This is a genomic window from Saccharothrix sp. ST-888, from assembly GCF_000955975.1.
Classification (GTDB): Bacteria; Actinomycetota; Actinomycetes; order Streptomycetales; family Streptomycetaceae; genus Kitasatospora.
In genome coordinates this window covers 1-320 of sequence record NZ_JYJF01000824.1, presented here as the reverse complement: position 1 = coordinate 320, position 320 = coordinate 1, and the positions used below count along the sequence as shown (strand labels likewise).

1 protein-coding gene is annotated in these 320 nt (G+C 71.9%); it reads right to left on the bottom strand.

All coding sequences use genetic code 11. From position 1 onward, the window contains the following. The coding region (locus tag UK12_RS42450; protein ID WP_045307211.1) for a hypothetical protein at window positions 1-320 on the bottom strand (320 nt) is incomplete at both ends.

Genomic DNA, 320 nt, shown 5'->3' with positions numbered 1-320 from the left:
AGCCTTTAAGCGCTTGTCGTGGTTGTTGATACCCAGGTAGTTGACGTTCACTGCGGAGAGCGCGGCGGCGCCCGAGGCGCTCCTGCCGGCCAGCGCGGTACCGGGGCAGAACCCGCCCAGGATCCGCGTAACCAGGCCGGGGTTGCCCTGGCGCAGGGCGGTGCTGCCGGCCACGATGCCGAGCTCGCGTATGGTGTGGCCGGCCACGTCGCCAGCGGCGGAGGCGTGCGGGCCCGCGGCGTACGCGGTGATCGCCTGCTGGATGGCGGCCGCGGTCCGGGCGTCGGTGACGTCGATCTCGGTGTGGCTCCAGTCGTGGT